This window comes from Pseudoalteromonas sp. T1lg23B (genome assembly GCF_002964665.1).
In the GTDB taxonomy this organism is placed as follows: Bacteria; Pseudomonadota; Gammaproteobacteria; order Enterobacterales; family Alteromonadaceae; genus Pseudoalteromonas.
Window position 1 is genome coordinate 125,902 of sequence record NZ_PQBZ01000034.1, and the last position, 17,767, is coordinate 143,668.

At 45.0% G+C, this 17,767-nt stretch carries 15 protein-coding genes and 1 pseudogene; 8 read left to right on the top strand and 8 right to left on the bottom strand.

Annotation, left to right across the window (positions count from 1 at the left end; genetic code table 11):
- Positions 1 to 136 precede the first annotated feature (136 nt).
- The gene (gene msrA, locus C2M32_RS09105; protein ID WP_105168133.1) at positions 137 to 1,417 is read left to right on the top strand and encodes a peptide-methionine (S)-S-oxide reductase MsrA; all 1,281 of its coding nucleotides are present in this window, start codon (positions 137 to 139) and stop codon (positions 1,415 to 1,417) included.
- Positions 1,418 to 1,502: 85 nt separating this feature from the next.
- Here the strand turns inward: msrA and C2M32_RS09110 are convergent, their stop codons facing one another.
- From C2M32_RS09110 to C2M32_RS09145, 8 genes and pseudogenes are all read right to left on the bottom strand, one after another.
- Positions 1,503 to 2,162 carry a 3-oxoacid CoA-transferase subunit B gene (locus C2M32_RS09110; RefSeq protein WP_105168134.1) on the bottom strand — a complete coding sequence of 220 codons (660 nt, stop codon included), beginning with the start codon at positions 2,160 to 2,162 and terminating at the stop codon, positions 1,503 to 1,505.
- A gap of 10 nt (positions 2,163 to 2,172) precedes the next feature.
- Positions 2,173 to 2,871, bottom strand: coding sequence for a CoA transferase subunit A (locus tag C2M32_RS09115; protein WP_105168135.1), 699 nt, complete (start codon positions 2,869 to 2,871; stop codon positions 2,173 to 2,175).
- A gap of 72 nt (positions 2,872 to 2,943) precedes the next feature.
- Positions 2,944 to 3,846, bottom strand: coding sequence for a hydroxymethylglutaryl-CoA lyase (locus C2M32_RS09120; protein WP_105168136.1), 903 nt, complete (start codon positions 3,844 to 3,846; stop codon positions 2,944 to 2,946).
- Between the two features lies 1 nt (position 3,847).
- Positions 3,848 to 5,799, bottom strand: a pseudogene (locus C2M32_RS09125) (acetyl/propionyl/methylcrotonyl-CoA carboxylase subunit alpha).
- Between the two features lie 10 nt (positions 5,800 to 5,809).
- Positions 5,810 to 6,592, bottom strand: a complete 783-nt coding sequence (locus tag C2M32_RS09130; RefSeq protein ID WP_105168137.1) for an enoyl-CoA hydratase-related protein — start codon at positions 6,590 to 6,592, stop codon at positions 5,810 to 5,812.
- A 12-nt stretch (positions 6,593 to 6,604) separates the two neighbouring features.
- Positions 6,605 to 8,212: a carboxyl transferase domain-containing protein gene (locus C2M32_RS09135; RefSeq protein WP_105168138.1), complete on the bottom strand. Its 1,608-nt coding sequence runs from the start codon at positions 8,210 to 8,212 to the stop codon at positions 6,605 to 6,607.
- A 10-nt stretch (positions 8,213 to 8,222) separates the two neighbouring features.
- Positions 8,223 to 9,398: an isovaleryl-CoA dehydrogenase gene (locus tag C2M32_RS09140; protein WP_105168139.1), complete on the bottom strand. Its 1,176-nt coding sequence runs from the start codon at positions 9,396 to 9,398 to the stop codon at positions 8,223 to 8,225.
- Between the two features lie 20 nt (positions 9,399 to 9,418).
- Positions 9,419 to 9,814 carry a MerR family transcriptional regulator gene (locus tag C2M32_RS09145; protein WP_070986986.1) on the bottom strand — a complete coding sequence of 132 codons (396 nt, stop codon included), beginning with the start codon at positions 9,812 to 9,814 and terminating at the stop codon, positions 9,419 to 9,421.
- A 320-nt stretch (positions 9,815 to 10,134) separates the two neighbouring features.
- On the opposite strand from C2M32_RS09145, the gene C2M32_RS09150 reads away from it, so the two are divergent.
- From C2M32_RS09150 to C2M32_RS09180, 7 genes are all read left to right on the top strand, one after another.
- Positions 10,135 to 11,313 carry a thiolase family protein gene (locus C2M32_RS09150; RefSeq protein WP_105168140.1) on the top strand — a complete coding sequence of 393 codons (1,179 nt, stop codon included), beginning with the start codon at positions 10,135 to 10,137 and terminating at the stop codon, positions 11,311 to 11,313.
- Positions 11,314 to 11,401: 88 nt separating this feature from the next.
- Entirely contained in the window at positions 11,402 to 12,892 is a 1,491-nt protein-coding gene (locus C2M32_RS09155) for a CoA-acylating methylmalonate-semialdehyde dehydrogenase (protein WP_105168141.1), read from the top strand.
- A gap of 85 nt (positions 12,893 to 12,977) precedes the next feature.
- Complete coding sequence (locus C2M32_RS09160) at positions 12,978 to 14,135, top strand: acyl-CoA dehydrogenase family protein (protein WP_105168142.1); 1,158 nt, start codon at positions 12,978 to 12,980, stop codon at positions 14,133 to 14,135.
- 10 nt (positions 14,136 to 14,145) lie between these two features.
- On the top strand, positions 14,146 to 14,922 hold the full coding sequence (locus C2M32_RS09165) for an enoyl-CoA hydratase (protein WP_105168143.1): 777 nt from the start codon (positions 14,146 to 14,148) through the stop codon (positions 14,920 to 14,922).
- A complete protein-coding gene (locus C2M32_RS09170; RefSeq protein WP_105168144.1) occupies positions 14,922 to 16,061 on the top strand; it encodes an enoyl-CoA hydratase/isomerase family protein in 1,140 nt (379 codons plus the stop codon). Before C2M32_RS09165 ends, C2M32_RS09170 begins: the two co-directional genes overlap by 1 nt.
- A gap of 10 nt (positions 16,062 to 16,071) precedes the next feature.
- Positions 16,072 to 16,959, top strand: coding sequence for a 3-hydroxyisobutyrate dehydrogenase (gene mmsB, locus C2M32_RS09175; protein ID WP_105168145.1), 888 nt, complete (start codon positions 16,072 to 16,074; stop codon positions 16,957 to 16,959).
- Between the two features lie 5 nt (positions 16,960 to 16,964).
- Positions 16,965 to 17,726 (top strand): SDR family oxidoreductase, encoded by a 762-nt coding sequence (locus C2M32_RS09180; RefSeq protein ID WP_105168146.1) that lies wholly within the window; start codon positions 16,965 to 16,967, stop codon positions 17,724 to 17,726.
- Positions 17,727 to 17,767: the final 41 nt, after the last annotated feature.

The window sequence follows — 17,767 nt, forward strand, 5'->3', positions numbered from 1 at the left end:
ACATCCCGAAAAGTCATAAATTGTCGTTGAAATACCAAATAATGAAGACTAATACGTGTTTGAGGAAGCGATGCCGTGAAAGAAATCAGCTAGGCGCTGGGTCTAACTTATTACAGCAGAGCATAACAGGAACACAATGATGGCAAAGTGGTTAAGCTATTTAGTTTTAATATTATCAATTGGCACGACTGTTTGGGCGGCACAGAAGACGACACTACAGCCGCCGACACAAGCAAGTACACATGTAAAAACCTTAGTGTTGGGGTCGGGCTGTTTTTGGGGGGCTGAAAAACGTTATGAAGCAATGACAGGGGTGTTGGATGCTGAGTCAGGTTACGCAGATGGTGAAGGTTTTGAGGCAAGTTATAAAGCGATCACTAAGCTCAGTAGACGGTTTGATGACAACAATTATGCCGAAGTGGTGAAAGTGACCTATAACGCAAACGTGCTTACTACCGAACAGCTTTTAATGCATTATTTTGAAGGTCATGACCCGACACAAAAGAACCGCCAAGGTAATGATGTGGGTACTCAATATCGCTCTATCATTCTGTACACCGAACAAGAGCAGCAGAAAACGGCCTTAGAGTTACAAGCGCGTTATCAGAAGTTACTTAACCAAGCAGGCTATGGTGAGATCCAGACACAACTTAAGCCATTAGACACTTTTTTTCCTGCGGAAGAATATCATCAGAATTACATAGCTAAGAACCCAGATGGCTACTGCCCTGATCATTCAACGGGTGTGGTATTTAAAAAAGTAAATGAGCAAGGACGAGATAATAAAGCATTATTATCTGGTAGGCACATAGTGGTTCTGGACTCTAAAAGTTATTGTCCATATTGCGAAAAGCTCAAGAAAACGGTGTTGCATGACTATCAGGGCAGCATCCCATTGCACTACCGATATGCTGACCAATTAGCTGGCTTACAGATAAAAACGCCCACTTGGGCAACGCCTACCATTATACTCCTAGAACAAGGTAAAGAGCTGTACTCGCATCAAGGTTTTATGACTAAAGAGATGTTTTACAAAGCGTTAGGCGCGTTTAAGCTAGGAAACTCAGAAGCATTTAAAGTGGCTTTTCAAAGCAAAACGGATGCGCCATTTTGTAAGCAATATGACTTGTTCAAAAACACAGGGGAAGGGGTTTTTATAGATAAGTTAAGTGGAGCACAACTATTTGATACCAAAGATAGATTTAATTCTGGCACGGGTTGGCTGTCTTTTAAGCAGCCGGTAAAAAACAGTGTAACCTATCATGAAGATAATAGTTACGGTATGCAACGCACGGAAATACGCTCTAAATCTAGTGGTATTCATTTAGGACACGTGTTTGCAGGTGAGGGACCCGGTGGTAGCGATCGCTATTGTATCAACGCTACTGTGCTCGAATTTGTACCACGAGCTTTATAAACTGAGAGATAAAAAAAACCCCTCGTGAGAGGGGTTTTGGGTAACTCAGCGCCATTGGCACTGGGAATGAGGTCGGTACATGGTGTTAGGCAAACTGCATTTCAGGGATATCGCCTTCAATGATGAGCTTACCCGCTGTTTTGCTTATAATTTCATCAACACTAACACCCGGCGCGCGTTCTAGCAAATGAAATGCGCCGTCTTTTACTTCTAGCACAGCTAAGTCAGTTACGATTTTTTTAACACAATTCACACCCGTTAGTGGCAAAGTACATGCTTCTAACAGCTTAGAATCGCCGTGCTTGCTAGCATGGGTCATAGTAACAATAATGTTCTGTGCGCCGGCAACTAAATCCATTGCACCACCCATGCCTTTGATTAACTTTTTCGGGATCATCCAAGAAGCAATATTGCCTTGTTGATCTACTTCGAATGCACCAAGAACCGTCAAGTCTACATGACCACCCCTGATCATGGCAAAGCTATCGGCACTATTAAATATTGCTGCACCTGTCGCTGCTGTCACGGTTTCTTTACCCGCGTTGATCATATCTGCGTCTACTTGGTCTTCATTTGGGTACGGACCCATCCCTAATAAGCCGTTCTCAGACTGTAGCATTACTTCAATGCCATCAGGTACATAGTTAGCTACTAGTGTTGGTATACCGATGCCTAAATTTACGTAAAAACCGTCTTGTAGCTCTTGAGCGACGCGCATTGCTACTTGTTCACGTGATAAAGCCATTATCTTCTCCTTATTTACGCGTAGTAACACGCTCAATGCGTTTTTCAAAGTTACCTTTGATCACGCGGTTAACGTAAATACCAGGGGTATGAATTTGGCTAGGCTCTAATTCACCTGGTTCAACAATTTCTTCAACCTCAGCAACCGTAATTTTACCTGCAGTCGCTGCCATCGGATTAAAGTTCATTGCTGTATGGCGGAATACTAGGTTTCCGTATCTGTCAGCCTTCCATGCTTTAACAATGGCAAATTCACCAGTGATGGATTCTTCCAAAATGTATGGACGGCCATTGAATTCTTTCACTTCTTTACCTTCAGCTACTGGCGTACCATAACCTGTAGCGGTGTAAAAAGCTGGAATACCCGCACCACCGGCACGCATCTTTTCAGCAAGCGTACCTTGTGGTGTTAGCTCAACATCAATGATGCCATCTAATAATTGCTGTTCAAATAAAGCATTTTCACCAACATAAGACGCAATGATTTTTTTAATTTGGCGATCGTGTAGCAAGATGCCAAGACCAAAATCGTCAACTCCACAGTTATTTGAAACTACAGTTAGTTCTTTGGTTTTTTTACGCTTAATTTCGTTGATCAAGCCTTCTGGAATACCACACAATCCGAAGCCGCCAGCAATGATGATATCGCCATCTTTTAATCCTTCCATTGCTTCGGCATAGCTTGTTACTACTTTATCGAAACCGGCCATTAGCCCACTCCTAAAGATTGTTTATTGTTCAATATGCATCAAACTATAATGCATAAAAATTATGTTTGTTTTTTATTCGCACTTCGCTTGTAAAGCCAAAGAGACCTTGCTCACAGGTCGCTTATTAAGCGCCTCGCAAATTGCCCAGCCAGCTTTGGCTAGTCTTTCTAAATCAATTTGGGGGTTGATGCCAAGTCCTTGTAGTAAGTAAACTACATCTTCGGTGGCAACATTTCCTGACGCGCCTTTGGCGTAAGGGCATCCGCCTAGGCCTGCCACTGCACTATCAATGGTCGCAATACCCATTTCTAGCGCCTTACTAATATTAGCTAAAGCTTGGCCATAGGTATCATGAAAATGCACAGCAAGCTTGTCAGCGCTGATATGCGCAAGCAAAAGAGTCAGTAGCGCTTGAACTTTGTTAGGCGTACCGACACCGATAGTGTCACCAAGACTGACTTCGTAACATCCCATAGCCAACAATTGTTTACACACATCAAGTACAACCTCTGGTTCGACCTCACCTTGATATGGGCAGCCCAAAACACAGCTCACATAGCCGCGCACTTTTACGCCATTGGCTTTGGCTAATTCAACCACGGGTTTGAAGCGTTCGATGCTGTCAGAGATTGAGCAATTAATATTTTTTTGCGTGAAAGCTTCACTGGCAGCGGTAAAAATAGCGAATTCTTTGATACCCACTTCCAGTGCTGCCTCAGCACCTTTTAAATTGGGTGTCAACGCACTGAGGGTCACTTCTTTTGCAACCTTGACCCCTTTGATCACATCAGCAGAATCAGCCATTTGTGGCACCCACTTGGGAGAGACAAAAGCTCCGGCTTCAATGTCGCGTAATCCGGCTTCAGATAGAGCATTGATCAGCGCTATCTTTTGCTCTGTTGTGACGCTGGCTTCATTTTGTAGACCATCACGCGCGCCCACTTCAACAATGCGCACCATATTTGGATAAGCCATATTACGCCTCCAATGGTTCAACAATGGCAAGCATATCACCATGGCTCACAAGGGCACCCTCTGCAAAGCAGTAACTGGTTAAAGTACCGTCAAATGGCGCATTGAGGGTATATTCCATCTTCATCGCTTCAATAACGACAACAGCATCACCTTTATTGACTTGGCTATTAAGCGGTTGCAGATGCTTAACGACAGTACCGTTTAGCGGTGCTGCCAGTGGCGCAGCTTCGTGCTCATGTTCACTGATATAATGTTTAGACTTAAGCTCAAAGGTATGAGCATAAGCTTGATACATTACCGTAATTAAATCTTCGTCAACCAGCACATTAGCTTGGTATTTTTTACCATCAATTACTGCATTAAGCTGAGTTTGCTCCAATGATGCACTGATGTCGATTGCTTTACCGTCGTACTCAACACATATCAATCCGTCGGTTAAAGTGGCCTCAACAGGTCCATCAAACAATGGCACATGCACTTTTGCATTTTGATTTAACCTAAAGCCCAGTGCACTTTGCCAAGGTGTATTATTTTTACTGGGCATAGTATGTTTAATAAATGCAGCTACTGCTAGCAAAGTCATCGGGGCCAGTGGCACAGGTTGCTGTGTCAGCGTTTCTGTTTGGCTATCAATAAAGTGCGTATCTGGGGCTCCAGCCATAAACGTTGGATGACCCGATAAATAGTGCAAAAATGCCACGTTGCTCTTAACACCCGCTAGATGCACTTCTTCTAAAGCGTGATGCAGTTTTAGTAGAGCTGTTTCACGGTCAGGTCCGTGCACGATAAGTTTTGCGATCATAGGATCGTAAAAAGAGCTGATCTCTGCGCCACTTTGTACGCCAGTATCGATACGTACACCCGTTGATTCTTTAGGGAACGAAAGATGAGTTAATTCACCCGAAAACGGCATAAAGTTTTCACGCGGGTCTTCTGCATAGATTCGTGCTTCGAAGCTGTGACCTGACAAGCTGATTTGTTCTTGGCTCAACGGTAATACTTGGTTATTCGCAACGCGTATTTGCCATTCGACCAGATCTAGACCTGTCACCATCTCTGTTACAGGGTGTTCAACTTGCAGGCGAGTGTTCATTTCCATAAAGAAGAACTCTTCACCACAGAGCAAGAATTCAACGGTACCTGCACCGCGATAGTTTATGGCCTGTGCACAACGAACAGCGGCTTCACCCATTTCTTTACGAAGTTCATCGGACAGTCCAGGTGCTGGTGCTTCTTCGATCACTTTCTGGTGACGGCGTTGTAAAGAGCAATCACGATCCCCTAGATAACACAATTACCATGATTATCAGCGAATACCTGTACTTCAACATGGCGTGGGGTGTCGACATAACGCTCCAGTAATACTAAATCGTTACCAAACCCTGCAAGCGCTTCACGTTTAGCGCCATCTAATGCGGCCATAAACTCTTTGCTTTCGCGCACCACTCGCATACCCTTACCGCCACCGCCAAAAGCAGCTTTGATAAGCACGGGATAGCCAATTTTTTCAGCTTCAGCGGCTAAAAAGTCACTGTCTTGCTTTTCACCATAGTAGCCTGGCACCAATGGCACACTTGCTTGTGCCATAATTTCTTTGGCACGAGTTTTTGAACCCATGGCCTCAATAGAGCTGGCTAGGGGCCCAATAAACGCGATACCGGCAGCTTCTAGCGCTTCGGCAAAGGTGTTGTTTTCTGATAAAAAGCCATAACCTGGGTGAACGCAGTCTGCGCCAGACAATTTGGCAACTTCCAGTATTTTATCTGCCACCAAATATGAGTCTTTACTAGGAGCAGGACCAATATGATAGGCCTCGTCTGCCAGTTGTACATGCAAGGCATTGGCGTCTGCATCGGAATAAACTGCGACAGTTTTTAGGCCCAGACGTTTCGCTGTTTTCATTACGCGGCAGGCAATTTCACCACGGTTTGCAATGAGGATTTTCTTCAACATGATTGATCCTTTACTGTTTAGCCGCGTTTTGCCAACTTGGCGCACGCTTGTCAAAAAAGGCACTTAGCCCTTCTTGCCCCTCTGGGCTTACACGAATTTCGGCGATGCGTTTTGCGGTGTGAGCAATCAATTGTTCATCAATTGTTTTATTTGCTACTTCATCTATCAAAGCTTTAGCTGATTTCACGGCGGCTGGGCCATTGTTCAGTAGCGTATCGATAAAGTGTTGCTCGCTTTTGCCTAAGTCGTCACTTATTTCATGAATTAACCCCAAAGCCAGTGCTTGTTCAGCTTTAAACACTTCAGCGGTCAAGAAATAGCGACGAGCTTGACGCTCACCAATCGCTTTGATCACATAGGGACTGATCACTGCTGGGATCAAGCCGAGTTTAACTTCGCTCAAGCAGAACTTGGCATCTGGGCTGGCAATGGCGATGTCACAACAGGCGATCAGTCCCAATGCGCCGCCAAAAGCTGCTCCTTGAACTAAGCAAACCGTAGGGTGAGGAGATGTCGCTAAAACGGACATGAGCTTGGCCAATTGAGCCGAATCAGCAACATTTTCTTCGTAGTTGTTGTCCGCCATGGATTTCATCCAGCCAAGATCGGCACCTGCTGAAAAGTGTTTGCCTTGAGTCTTAAGCACTAATGCTCTGATATCTAGGCTATTAGCATGCTCAATACATTGGATCAGCTCAGCGATAACGACATCGTCAAAGGCATTATGTTTTTCGGGGCGACTTAACTCTAAAATCGCCACTTTTGTTTTTGTTATAGTTAAAGTGACCGACATAGTCTGCTCCTGTTACATTCTAAAGATGCCAAACTTTGACTCTTTATGTGGTGCATTGGCGGCCGCTTCAAGCGCAAGGCCCAATACAGTACGAGTGTCAGCTGGGTCAATGATGCCGTCGTCCCATAAACGAGCGCTGGCATAGTACGGGTGGCCTTGTTTTTCATATTGCTCAACGATTGGCTTTTTGAACTGAGCAACTTCTTCGTCACTCATGCTTTGGCCTTTACGTGCAAGACCATCCTGACGTACCTGAGTCAATACACCTGCGGCTTGCTCACCACCCATTACGGAAATACGGGCATTTGGCCACATCCACATCATCGTCGGTTCATAAGCTCTACCACACATGCCGTAGTTACCCGCACCATAAGAGCCACCGATGAGCACAGTAAACTTAGGCACATCGGCACAAGAGACAGCGGTTACCATTTTTGCACCGTGCTTGGCGATACCTTCCGCTTCGTATTTTTGGCCAACCATAAAGCCGGTAATGTTTTGCAAAAAGAGTAGGGGAATATCACGTTGAGCGCACAGTTGAATAAAGTGGGCACCTTTTTGCGCTGACTCAGAGAATAAAATGCCATTGTTTGCGACTATTCCAACTGGGTGACCATAGATTTCGGCAAAGCCGGTAACCAGAGTTTCGCCAAAGTAGCGTTTAAATTCATCAAATTGAGAATCATCTACGATACGAGCAATAACTTCACGTACATCAAACGGCTTTTTCAAATCTGTGCCGACAATGCCGTAGACTTCACGAATATCATAGCGAGGTGGTTTAACATCTTTTAAAATAGGGCGCGTCGGACGTTGGTGATTGATGCGCGCGATACATTGACGAGCAATAGACAATGCGTGTTCATCATTTTCGGCATAATGGTCCGCAACACCTGAGACTTTACAGTGTACATCTGCACCGCCTAAATCTTCGGCGCTAACCTCTTCACCTGTCGCAGCTTTAACAAGCGGTGGACCTGCCAAGAAAATAGTACCTTGCTCTTTTACGATGATACTCTCATCCGCCATGGCCGGAACATAAGCGCCACCAGCGGTACATAACCCCATAACTACCGCAATTTGTGGGATCCCTTTGGCAGACATACGAGCTTGGTTGTAAAAAATACGGCCAAAATGTAGCTTGTCGGGGAAAACTTCATCTTGTTCAGGTAAGTTAGCACCACCTGAATCAACCAAATAAATACAGGGTAGATGACAACGTTCTGCGATTTCTTGGGCGCGTAAGTGTTTTTTCACAGTTAATGGAAAATACGTTCCGCCTTTGACCGTGGCATCGTTACCAACGATCATACATTCCACACCTTGCACACGACCAATACCTGCGACTACACCAGCGCAGGGGATGTCCTGTTCATACACGCCAAACGCAGCAAATTGGGAGATTTCCAAAAACGGTGAGCCTTCATCAAGTAGGGCGTTGATTCTATCGCGAACGAAGAGTTTACCGCGACTTTGATGACGGGCGATGAGTTCTTCACCACCACCTTGAGATAATGTAGCGACTTTGTCGTTTAAATCAGCAACCAGCGAAGCCATCGCTTCGCTGTTTGCTTTAAACTGACTGTCGTGAGGGTTAACCGAAGAGTTAAGTACAGTCATTTGGTATTCCTTAGCGGCTTTCTGTGAAAAGCTCTCGTCCAATTAGCATACGGCGAATTTCTGACGTACCTGCGCCAATTTCATATAGTTTTGCATCGCGCAGTAAGCGGCCCGTTGCATATTCGTTGATGTAGCCATTACCGCCTAAGATTTGAATGGCATCAAGCGCCATTTTAGTTGCCAACTCTGCGGCATAAAGGATGGCACCAGCAGCATCTTTACGTGTCGTTTCACCACGGTCACATGCTTTAGCTACTGTGTAGACATATGAACGAGCTGCGTTCATTTGTGTGTACATGTCAGCCACTTTGCCCTGAATCAATTGGAATTCGCCGATTGATTTATTGAACTGCTTACGCTCATGGATATAAGGCACGACGATATCCATACATGCTTGCATGATACCCAGTGGGCCGGCAGCAAGTACGACACGTTCATAGTCCAGACCACTCATGAGTACTTTTACGCCTTCATTTAGCTCACCTAGAATATTTTCTTCTGGTACTTCACAGTCCTCAAACACTAACTCACAAGTGTTTGACCCGCGCATACCAAGTTTGTCTAGTTTTTGTGCGGTAGAGAAACCGGGAAAGTCTTTTTCTACTAAAAATGCAGTGATCCCTTTTGAGCCTGCGTTTAGGTCTGTTTTCGCGTAGATAACTAAAACGTCAGCGTCAGGACCATTGGTGATCCACATCTTGTTGCCATTTAGAACGTACTTATCGCCTTTTTTCTCAGCTTTGAGCTTCATTGATACCACGTCAGAGCCCGCATTTGGTTCACTCATTGCGAGCGCACCGATGTGCTCTCCACTGATAAGCTTAGGCAAATATTTACGCTTTTGGGCATCGTTACCGTTACGGTTGATTTGGTTTACGCACAGGTTTGAATGTGCACCATAACTTAGACCAATTGACGCACTGGCACGACTGATCTCTTCCATAGCTACGACGTGCTCAAGGTAGCCCATGCCAGCGCCACCAAATTCTTCAGGTACAGTGATACCTAATAAACCCATATCGCCAAATTGTGGCCACAACTGGTTAGGGAAACTGTTTTCCAAATCTGTTTTCTCGGCCAATGGCGCGATTTCGGCGCTTGCGAAACTATTTACGTGATCACGGATCATATCGGCGGTTTCGCCTAGTCCAAAATTCATTTCTTTATATAAAGATACGGTACTCATACTATTTATCCTGTGAGAGATTATTCTTCTAAATTCTTTAAAGTGTCGCGACAACGGCGTTCGGCTGTTACCAACTCCATCAACACCACTTTGATGTCATCCATTTGCTGACTTAAATCTGCTTTTTTCTCTTCGATAAGTTGCAACATCGTCGAGAGCTGTTTCGCACTTGATTTGTCAGCATCATACAATTCAAACAAACGGCCAGTTTCAGCCAATGTAAACCCGAGACGTTTACCGCGTAATATAAGTTTTAAGCGAACTCTATCGCGCTTTGAATACACACGGGTTTGTCCATGACGTTCGGGAGATAGCAAGCCCTGATCTTCATAAAAGCGGATACTTCGCGTGGTAATATCGAATTCCTTCGCTAATTCACTGATCGAATAGGTTTCTTCGTTATGGTTATCTTGCATGGTTATGTACACATTGACTTCAATACTTATTTGACCAATATAAGTGAAGTTTACGTAAAGGTAAAGTAATGTGTAAAAATACTACTTTAGTGCTATCAAGAGGGAATGTTCGGAATATGACAAAAAATAGACACGGAACCGAGTAAATGCGTGCTTTGGAAAGCTAAGTGTGCAACTTATGTTTACAGATCCAGTCAACGCACTTTGCTTGATTTTAGATTTACGTTGGCGTAAACGTAAATATTATGTATGCTCAAATTAATGATGAATCGTTTAAGCAGGGTGCCACATATAACGGCATCTGTGAATAGGAGTTTAAAATGAGTAATGATGCAGTAGTCATCGTAGCCGCAAAACGTACCCCAATGGGTGGCTTCATGGGCGCTTTATCTGGCGCCAGTGCAACGGATTTAGGCGCAACCGCGATTAAAAGTGTGATGGCCGACACTGGTCTGAGTGACGCATCGATTGATGAAGTTATCATGGGCTGTGTATTGCCAGCGGGTCTAGGTCAAGCACCAGCGCGTCAGGCTATGTTGCATGCGGGACTTGCTCGCTCAACCGGCGCAACCACAATCAATAAAGTATGTGGTTCAGGTTTGAAAGCAGCCATGCTAGCACATGATTTAATAAAAGCTGGCAGCATTAATTCAGCGATTGCTGGCGGTATGGAAAGCATGACTAACTCGCCTTATTTTATTCCAAAAGCGCGTGGCGGAATGCGTATGGGTCATGGTGAGATCAAAGATCACATGATGGCTGATGGTCTAGAAGACGCATACGATAACAAAGCAATGGGTTGTTTTGCACAAGGCACAGCCGACGAATACGGCATCACTCGCGAGCAAATGGATGATTTTGCACTTGGCTCACTTAGCAAAGCAAACGCAGCTATCGAAAATGGTAGCTTTAGTGGCGAAATAGCGCCAGTTACGCTGAGCACTCGCAAGGGCGATGTAGAAGTCACTATTGACGAGCAACCAGGCAACGCACGTCCAGAAAAAATCCCAAGCCTTCGCCCTGCGTTCAAAAAAGACGGCACGGTAACGGCTGCTAATTCGTCATCAATTTCAGACGGTGCTGCGGCGCTAATCTTAATGAGTGAAACCGAAGCAAAACGCCATGGTCTAACACCATTGTGCAAGATAGTTGCTCACACGACTCACTCACAGCTTCCAGCCGAATTTACTTTAGCACCTGTTGGCGCGATGAATAAGTTACTTGAACGTGCTGGTTGGAGCAAAGACGAGGTTGATCTTTGGGAAATCAACGAAGCGTTTGCCATGGTAACTATGCTTGCCATCAACGAAATGGGCTTAGATAGCGCTAAAGTGAACGTCAATGGCGGTGCATGTGCACTGGGCCATCCAATTGGTGCCAGTGGCGCTCGTATTCTTGTGACACTCATTCACGCACTTCGCAACCGCGGCCTGTCAAAAGGCATTGCATCACTGTGTATTGGTGGTGGTGAAGCGGTAGCACTGGCGGTAGAAGTCTAATCATACATTCTTAGGGCACCAAACTATCAGGCAAAATAATTATTACAGCCTTTGGTGCCAAGACAAATAATCTGGGGAGGAGTGCACAATGCACCAAGTACCTTTATACATCAACGGCGAATTCACACAGTCATCAACCGATAAATGGATTGATGTTGTAAACCCTGCAACACAAGAAGTACTGGCTAAAGTACCTTGTGCGACAGAGCAAGAAATGCGCGCAGCAATTGATTCTGCGAAAGAAACATTTAAAACTTGGAAAGAAGTGCCTGTAACAGAGCGTTCTCGCATCATGATGCGTTATGCAGCGTTACTAAAAGAGCATCACGATGAGCTGGCCACCATCATCTGTCATGAGTTAGGAAAAACTTTCGAAGATGCTAAGGGTGACGTGTGGCGTGGTATTGAAGTTGTTGAACAAGCAGCCAATGCGCCATCAATGATGATGGGTGAAACAGTCGAAAATGTAGCGCGCAAAATCGATACTTACTCATACATGCAGCCATTAGGTGTATGTGCGGGTATTACACCATTCAACTTCCCTGCAATGATCCCACTTTGGATGTTTCCAATGGCGATTGTATGCGGTAATACTTTTATATTGAAGCCGTCAGAGCAAGACCCACTAACGCCAATGCGTTTAGTTGAACTGTTCGAAGAAGCAGGCGCGCCTAAAGGTGTACTACAGGTTGTACATGGCACCAAAGAGCAAGTTGATCACATTTTAGAAGCGCCTGAAATTCGTGCAATTTCGTTTGTTGGTTCTTGCGGCGTGGGTCAATATATTTACTCAAAAGGGACGCAGCACCTTAAGCGCGTACAAGCTTGTGTTGGCGCAAAAAACCACATGGTTATCATGCCAGACTCTAAGAAAGAACAACTAATCAATAACTTAGTAGGTTCATCTGTAGGAGCTGCTGGTCAGCGCTGCATGGGTATTTCCGTTGCGGTCTTTGTTGGCCAAGCCAAAGAATGGGTTGACGACTTAAAAGAAGCATTGTCAAAAGTGCGTCCAGGTGTTTGGGATGATCCTGAAGCTGCTTATGGTCCGCAGACAACGCCTCAGGCTAAAGCCCGCATTTTGTCACTGATCGCCAGTGCAAAAGAGCAAGGTGCTACCTGCTTATTGGATGGTTCTGATTTCACTGTTAAAGGCTATGAGCAAGGTAACTGGGTCGGTCCAACCTTATTCACAGACGTGACCACTGAAATGGACCTATACAAAGAAGAGATTTTTGGTCCTGTACTGGCATGTATGTTTGTTGACACGTTGGACGAAGCGATTGCACTTATCAATGCAAGCCCATATGGAAACGGTACATCACTGTTTACGTCAAGTGGTGCAGCAGCACGTAAGTTCCAACATGAAATTGAAGTGGGTCAGGTTGGTATCAACGTGCCAATTCCTGTGCCACTACCTTTCTTCTCATTTACAGGCTGGAAAGGGTCGTTCTATGGCGATCAGCACACTTACGGCAAACAAGGCGTACGTTTTTACACTGAGACCAAAACCATTACCTCACGTTGGTTTGAAGATGATATCGCTTCAGGTCCAAACATGAGTATTGACCTGAAGTAATTCAGCGTTTCAAAAAATTATTAGAACAATTATTAACTAAGCCAGAGTCTCTCTGGCTTAGTCATCAACACAACAAGAGGTCTTTATGGACTTTAATCTAACCGAAGATCAACAGGCATTTGCTGAAACCGCGTATCAATTTGCTATGAGCGAACTCGCTCCGAATGCAGCACTTTGGGACCGTGAACATATTTTTCCAAAAGACGTGATTAAAAAGGCGGGCGAACTGGGCTTTTGTGGTTTATATACACCAGAAGAAGCCGGTGGTTTGGGCTTATCGCGTTTAGATTCAAGCATTATTTTTGAGCAGCTTTCAATGGGTTGTACAGCAACCACTGCGATGTTGACGATTCATAATATGGCCACTTGGATGATAGCAAGTTTTGGCACTGATTCAGTAAAAGAAACTTACATCGATCAATTAGTAATGGGCGAACTGCTAGCATCGTACTGTTTAACTGAGCCGGGTTCGGGCTCAGATGCGGCGTCACTGAAGACTAAAGCGGTTAAAGAAGGTGATGAGTACGTGCTAAACGGCTCTAAAATGTTTATCTCGGGTGCCGGTGAAACCGATGTTTTAGTGGTTATGGCTCGTACCGGAGAAGCGGGTCCTAAAGGAATTTCAGCGTTTGTTGTTCCTGCTAATGCTGAGGGTGTCGTTTATGGTAAAGCTGAGGAAAAAATGGGCTGGAACGCCCAGCCAACACGCTTGGTAACGCTGGAAAATGTTCGTATTCCGGCCGACCATTTACTCGGTAGTGAAGGCGAAGGCTTTAAGTTTGCAATGCAGGGTTTAGACGGTGGCCGTATCAACATTGCGACTTGCTCTATCGGTACAGCGCAACAAGCACTTAATACTGCTAAACAGTATATGCAAGAGCGCGAACAATTCGGTAAGCCTCTGGCTGCGTTCCAAGCATTACAGTTCAAAATTGCTGATATGAATACCGAGCTTGTTGCTGCCCGACAAATGGTGCGTTTAGCTGCATTCAAACTAGACACTAACGATAGTGAAAAAACCACTTATTGCGCTATGGCAAAACGCTTTGCTACAGATGTGGGTTTCAAAGTTTGTGATGATGCGCTGCAAATTCATGGCGGTTACGGTTATATCAAAGAGTATCCATTAGAGCGTCATGTACGTGACGTACGCGTACACCAAATTTTAGAAGGTACGAACGAGATCATGCGTGTGATCATCGCACGTCGTATTTTAGCCGAAGGCGCAGCAAGCGTTTTATAAGGAGAACATCATGAGTGCACAATTAAAGCTTGAAAAACAAGGTAATACTGCAATTATCACCATGAGCAACCCGCCAGCAAACACTTGGACACGTGATACGTTGGTTGGGTTAAAAGAACTTGTAAACGAATTAAACGCTGATAAAAATATTTATGCGTTAGTGATCACCGGTGAAGGTGAGAAGTTCTTTTCGGCTGGGGCTGATCTGAATGTATTCGCCAGCGGTGATAAGGGTATTGCAGCGGATATGTCTCGTGTATTCGGTGAAGCGTTTGAAACCCTGAGCGATTTCAGAGGTGTGTCTATTGCGGCCATTAATGGCTTTGCTATGGGTGGAGGCTTAGAAGTCGCCTTAGCGTGTGATATTCGTATCGCAGAGTCGCAGGCTCAGATGGCATTACCAGAGGCTAAAGTGGGCTTATTACCTTGTGCTGGCGGTACGCAGAATCTTTCTTGGCTGGTTGGTGAAGGCTGGGCTAAGCGCATGATCCTATGTGGTGAGCGTTTAAGAGCTGATAAAGCGCAGCAGATAGGTTTGGTTGAAGAAGTCGTTGAAACGGGTGAAGCGCTTAATGCGGCGCTGACATTGGCTGAAAAAGTTGGTGAGCAAAGCCCCGTAGCTGTTACAGCCTGTAAAGCGCTTATTCAAAAAGGTCGTACTGGTACTATCAATAGTGCATTGCCACTAGAGCGTGAGTTGTTTGTAACCCTGTTTGATACGCAAGATCAAAAAGAAGGCGTGAATGCATTCTTAGAGAAACGTAAACCAAACTGGGTGAATGGATAATGGCAAAGTTACAGCTACTCAATCAGGCCGATGCGCCAGTTATTTTCGAACTAGCGAATTGTGATAATGGTATGCAGGTGGCGTTTGCCACTTTGAATGTACCTAAAGCACTTAATGCTCTTAATTTAGATATGATCCGCCTGCTTGCTCCTCAGTTAGAGACGTGGTCAAAAGACGAAAATATCGCGATGGTTGTGCTCAAAGGGGAAGGCGAAAAAGCTTTTTGTGCAGGTGGAGATGTAGTCAGTTTATATAAAGCTATGGCTGCAAGTGATGGCAATGATTATCTACAGACATTTTTCGCCGAAGAATATCGCTTAGACTATCAAATTCACACCTATGAAAAGCCAATTCTGCTTTGGGGTAATGGCATCATAATGGGCGGTGGCTTAGGTTTGATGGCAGGAGCGAGTCATCGTGTGGTTACTGAGTCTGCACGTATCGCAATGCCAGAGATCACCATTGGTCTGTACCCTGATGTCGGTGGAAGCTACTTCCTAAATAAAATGCCTGCGGGTGTTGGCTTGTTTCTAGGGCTAACAGGGGCTTCTATCAATGCCAGTGATGCTCAGTATGTAGGTCTTGCAGATCATTATGTAGAGGCAGATAAATACGGTGAGTTAGTGGCAGAGTTGTTGGGTATTGAATGGCAAAAAGCCACTCAGATAAACCATGAGAAGCTGACCCAAGCACTGCTTGAGTTAGCCAAGCACTCTTCACAGCCACCAAAAAGTGAGCTTAAAGGCATTCAAGATCAATTAAATGAACTTAGCTCCTTAGACACTTTACAAGCTCAAGTTGATTATATTCTGGCGTTACAGAGCGATGACAACAAGTGGTTAAGCAAGGCACAAAAATCATTGCAACATGGTTCTGCTTTAAGTGCCGTACTGGTGAGTGAGCAATTAAAAGCTGGGCAAGGCAAAAGCCTAAAAGAATGCTTTATGTTTGAGTTAGGTATGTCGGTGCAAGCGGGGCTAAGTGGTGAGTTTCAAGAGGGCGTTCGCGCTTTGTTGATTGACAAAGATGGCACACCAAAATGGCAATTTAACTCGGTCAGTGACGTAAGCGAAGAAGCTGTTGCTGCATTTTTGACACCTAAGTGGGCGGTCGATACGCATCCACTAGCGGATATGTAAGGAGCATAACATGGCAAAAATTGGATTTATTGGCCTTGGAAACATGGGTGGGCCAATGGCCAGCAACCTTGTAAGAGCAGGTCATTCAGTCACGGTATTTGATTTAAGTGAAAGCGCAGTCGCTGAGCTGAGTTCGCAAGGCGCAAAAGCGGCAACCAGCGTAGAGCAAGTGTGTGAAGATGCAGATTTCGTGGTCAGCATGTTACCGGCAGGCAAACATGTTCGTATGATCTATTGTGGTGAAAATGGTTTGATCAATCACCTAGATAAGTCAACGTTGGTCATTGATTGCTCCACGATCGATGCAGAATCAGCGCAATTTGTTGGTAATGAATTGGCAAAAGCGGGTGTCAGCTTTGTTGATGCACCAGTATCTGGTGGTGTTGCAGGGGCTGCCGCGGGAACCTTAACCTTCATTGTAGGTGGTTCAGATGCGGACTTTAATCGCGCTAGCAGTATTTTGACCGATATGGGTAAGAACATATTCCATGCGGGGAACATAGGTGCCGGTCAGGTCGCAAAGATCTGTAATAATATGCTGTTGAGCATACTTATGGCAGGGACCAGTGAAGCGTTGCAAATGGGTATTGATCACGGTTTAGACCCAAAAGTACTTAGTGAGATCATGTTAAACAGCTCGGGCCGTAACTGGACACTTGAGGTGTATAACCCATGTCCAAATGTACAAGAGAACGTACCTAGTTCAAATGGCTATAAGCCAGGCTTTATGGTTGATCTTATGGCTAAAGACTTGGGACTCGCTCAGCAAGCCGCTCAACAAACCAATTCAGCAACGCCCTTGGGGGCGATGGCCAAAAACCTATACAACCTTATGCAAAATCAAGGTAAAGGCGCAGAAGACTTTAGTGCAATTTTTAAATTATATAGTGAAAAGTAAACCCTATGGATATTAACAATAAAACCGTAGTGATAACCGGTGGGGCGCAAGGCCTAGGCTTTGCAATGGCCACCGAGCTTGCAAAATCGGGTGCCAAACTGGCTCTGATCGACATGCAAGAGGAAGTATTAGCCAATGCAAAGGCCCAACTAAAAGCACTGGGCGCTGAGGTGCATACTTATGTAGCTAATGTCAGTGTTGAAAGCGACGTAGAGTCAGTGTTCAATGCAATACAAGCGGACTGCGGTAATATCGCAGTGCTTATTAACAATGCTGGTATTTTACGTGATGGGTTATTGCTCAAAGCTAAAGAAGGTAAAGTTGTTGATAAGATGGCTTTGTCACAGTTTCAATCTGTGATTGATGTAAACCTGACGGGCGTGTTCCTGTGTGGTCGCGAGGCGGCTGCCAAAATGGTAGAAGCGGGCGAAGGTGGCGTAATAATCAATATGTCTAGTGTTGCCCGTGCTGGAAATATGGGGCAAACCAATTACTCAGCTGCGAAAGCAGGTGTTGTCGCTATGACGACGAGCTGGGCAAAAGAGTTAGGCCGTTTTGGTATACGTGTTGGTGCAATTGCACCGGGTGTGATCCGCACTACAATGACAGACGCAATGAAGCCAGAAGCTAAAGAGCGCTTACTGAAAATGAAACCAGTAGGGCGCTTGGGTGAAGCACAAGAAATTGCCCACACTGCGAAGTACATCATCGAGAATGATTTTTTCACAGGTCGTGTGGTTGAGATTGATGGCGGAATTCGTTTGTAATTAAACGTGAGTTTATAATTTGAAAAGGCATGTACTTTTGG